The following is a 2,811-nucleotide window of genomic DNA, read 5'->3' on the forward strand; positions in this document are numbered from 1 at the left end:
CTCGGCGGGCGGCAGCCGGGACGACCCCGACCACGTCTTCGCCGCCGTCACCCGGCTGCGCATCCCGCTGGAGTACCTGGCCGAGCTGTTCAGCGCCGGGGACACCGAGGTGGTGGCCGGCGTGCTGATGAAGCTCACCGCGCTGCGCTCCCACATGCGCGGGCGCACCCTCGGCGAGGCGGGCGACGAGGGCGCGCTGAAGGCCGTCGGGCTCACCGCCCGCGAGGCGGAGGACCTGCACCGGCTGCTCGCCGTCGCCAAGTACGCCGACCGGTACGTCGTGCCGGCCGCGCACAAGGAGGACGCCGCCGCCCTCGCCGGGATCGAGGACCGCTGCCCGGTCGAGGTCTCCGGCGACCGGGGCGGCCGGGTGATGCTCGGCATCCCCACCCTGCGCAGAAGGACGGGGGAGTAGCGGCATGAACGCACCGCACATCGGCATCCTGGCCCGGGCCCGCCGGACCCGCCCGGCCGGCACGGCGGAGCAGACCGCGCAGCGCGTGCTCCTGCTGCGCCTGCTCTCCCTGCTGCTCCAGTACCCGGACACCGAACTGGTCCGCGGGCGGCAGGAGTTGGCCGCCACCGCCGAGGCCCTGCAGCCCTCCCCGGCCGCCGTCGAGATCGCCGCCTTCACCGCCTGGTTCGCCGAGCAGCCGCCCGACGCCCTGGAACGCCACTACGTCGAGGTCTTCGACCTGCGCCGCCGGAGCAGCCTCTACCTGACCTACTACCTGCACGGCGACACCCGCCGCCGGGGCACCGCCCTGCTCGCCCTCGCCCAGCGCTACCGCGCCGCCGGCTGGGAGGCCGACGCCGCCGAACTCCCGGACCACCTCCCGGTCGTCCTCGAATTCGCCGCCCTCGAAGGCCCGGGCGCGGGCGAGGCGCCGCTGCGCCAGCACCGGCGCGGACTCGAACTGATCCGGCACTCGCTGGCCGACGCCGGCTCCCCCTACCGGCACCTGCTCGCCGCGCTCCTCACCCTCCTCCCGCCGCCCACCGCCGCCGACCTCGCGGCGGTCGCGGAACTCGCCGCCGCGGGCCCGCCCGCCGAGGAGGTCGGCCTCGACCCGTACGGCGGCGGCCTGTTCGCACCGCCGCAGACGTTCGTCCCGCCGGAGCCCGCCCCTCCGACACTGATCCCGCTCCTGCCGACCAGGACCAAGGAGGGCCACCGATGAGCCCCGCAGGCACCCCCCTCGCCGCACCCGCCGGCGGCGCCGACCTGCTGCTGTGGGTCGCCTTCCCCTACATCTGCCTCGCCGTCTTCGCGGTCGGGCACGTCTGGCGCTACCGGCAGGACCAGTTCGGCTGGACCTCGCGCACCAGCCAGCTCCTGGAGCACCGCTGGCTGCGCTGGGGCAGCCCGCTGTTCCACCTGGGCGCCTTCGCGGTGATCGGCGGCCACGTCGTGGGCCTGGCCGTCCCGGCCTCGTGGACGGAGGCGGCCGGGATCTCCGAGCACGCCTACCACCTGACGGCCGTCTCGCTCGGCACGGTCGCCGGAACGGCCATGATCACCGGGCTCGGCATGCTGAGCGCCCGCCGACTGCTGAACCGGCGGATCCGCATCGTCACCGACCGCAGCGACAAACTGCTCTTCCCGCTGCTGTCGGCGACCGTCCTGCTCGGCTTCGCCGCCACCGCGGTGCACAACGTCGTCGGCGGCGGCTACGACTACCGCTCCACCGTCTCGATCTGGTTCCGCGGGGTGTTCGCCCTCCACCCCCGGCCCGAGGCGATGGCCGGGGCCCCGCTGCTGTTCCAACTGCACGCGCTCTCGGCCTGCCTGCTCTTCGCCGCCTGGCCGTTCACCCGGCTGGTGCACGTGTGGAGCGCCCCCGTCGGCTACCTCGTCCGCCCCTACCTGGTCTACCGCCGGCGCCCCGCCCCGACCGGCGGTGCCCGGTGAACCGGCCGGCGCTGCGCACCCGCGCCGAACACGGCACCACGTCCGGGGCCATGACGTGGGAACGGGCACGCGAGGCGGCCCGGGACAGCGCCGGACAGCCGCTGCCCGCCGTCGTCCGGGCCCTCCCCGAGGCGCTCGGCCACACGCTTGCCGAGCCGCTGACCGCCCTCACCGACCTGCCGCCGTTCGACACCTCCGCGATGGACGGATGGGCGGTGGCGGGGACGGGACCGTGGCGGCTGCGCGACGGCGGCGTCCTCGCGGGCGGCGCCGAGGCCGCGCCGCTCGACCAGGGCACCGCCGTACCCGTCGCCACCGGCGCCCGGCTGCCGTCCGGTGCGACGTCCGTGCTGCGCCGCGAGCACGGGCGGGCGACGGCACCCGACGGCGTCCTGTACTGGCGGACACCGGAGCCGGCGGCCCCGGGCCGCGACGTCCGGCCGCGCGGTCAGGAGTGCCGCCGGGGCGACCTGCTGCTGGCGGCGGGCACCACCGTCACCCCGGCCGTGCTGGGCCTGGCGGCGGCCGCCGGGTACGACCGGCTGACCGTCCACCGCCGCCCGACCGTGGAACTGCTGCTGCTCGGCGACGAGTTGCTGACCTCCGGCCTGCCGCGGGACGGCCGGGTGCGCGACGCCCTCGGCCCGCTGCTGCCGCCCCTGCTGCGGAGCGCGGGCGCCGAGGTGACCGGGATCCGGCGGGTGGCGGACGACGCCGGGCCGCTGGGCGCCGCCCTGCGCAGCTCGACGGCCGATGTCGTGGTCACCACCGGCAGCACCGCGGCCGGGCCGGTGGACCTCCTGCACCACGCACTCGGCGGGCTGGGCGCCCGGCTGCCGGTCGACTCCGCCGCGGTGCGGCCCGGGCACCCGATGCTGCAGATCGGAAGAGAGTCGAGT

General features: G+C 76.7%; 3 protein-coding genes and 1 pseudogene. All 4 read left to right on the forward strand.

Annotation, left to right across the window (positions count from 1 at the left end):
* A pseudogene (narY, locus tag ABZ641_RS31835) lies at positions 1-415 on the forward strand (nitrate reductase subunit beta); the annotation flags it as partial.
* A gap of 4 nt (positions 416-419) precedes the next feature.
* On the forward strand, positions 420-1,181 hold the full coding sequence (gene narJ / locus ABZ641_RS31840; RefSeq protein ID WP_359987440.1) for a nitrate reductase molybdenum cofactor assembly chaperone: 762 nt from the start codon (positions 420-422) through the stop codon (positions 1,179-1,181).
* Positions 1,178-1,912, forward strand: coding sequence for a respiratory nitrate reductase subunit gamma (gene narI / locus ABZ641_RS31845; protein WP_344623593.1), 735 nt, complete (start codon positions 1,178-1,180; stop codon positions 1,910-1,912). The genes narJ and narI overlap by 4 nt, the downstream gene beginning before the upstream one ends.
* A partial coding sequence (locus tag ABZ641_RS31850; RefSeq protein WP_359987444.1) for a molybdopterin-binding protein occupies positions 1,804-2,811 on the forward strand: 1,008 nt, incomplete at its 3' end. The genes narI and ABZ641_RS31850, both read left to right, overlap by 109 nt.

The sequence above is a fragment of the Kitasatospora sp. NPDC007106 genome, assembly GCF_040634455.1.
Classification (GTDB): Bacteria; Actinomycetota; Actinomycetes; order Streptomycetales; family Streptomycetaceae; genus Kitasatospora; species Kitasatospora arboriphila.

Coding starts and splice junctions, on each gene's coding strand:
- narJ (WP_359987440.1), top strand. CDS start 420: ATGAACGCACCGCACATCGGCATCCTGGCCCGGGCCCGCCGGACCCGC.
- narI (WP_344623593.1), top strand. CDS start 1,178: ATGAGCCCCGCAGGCACCCCCCTCGCCGCACCCGCCGGCGGCGCCGAC.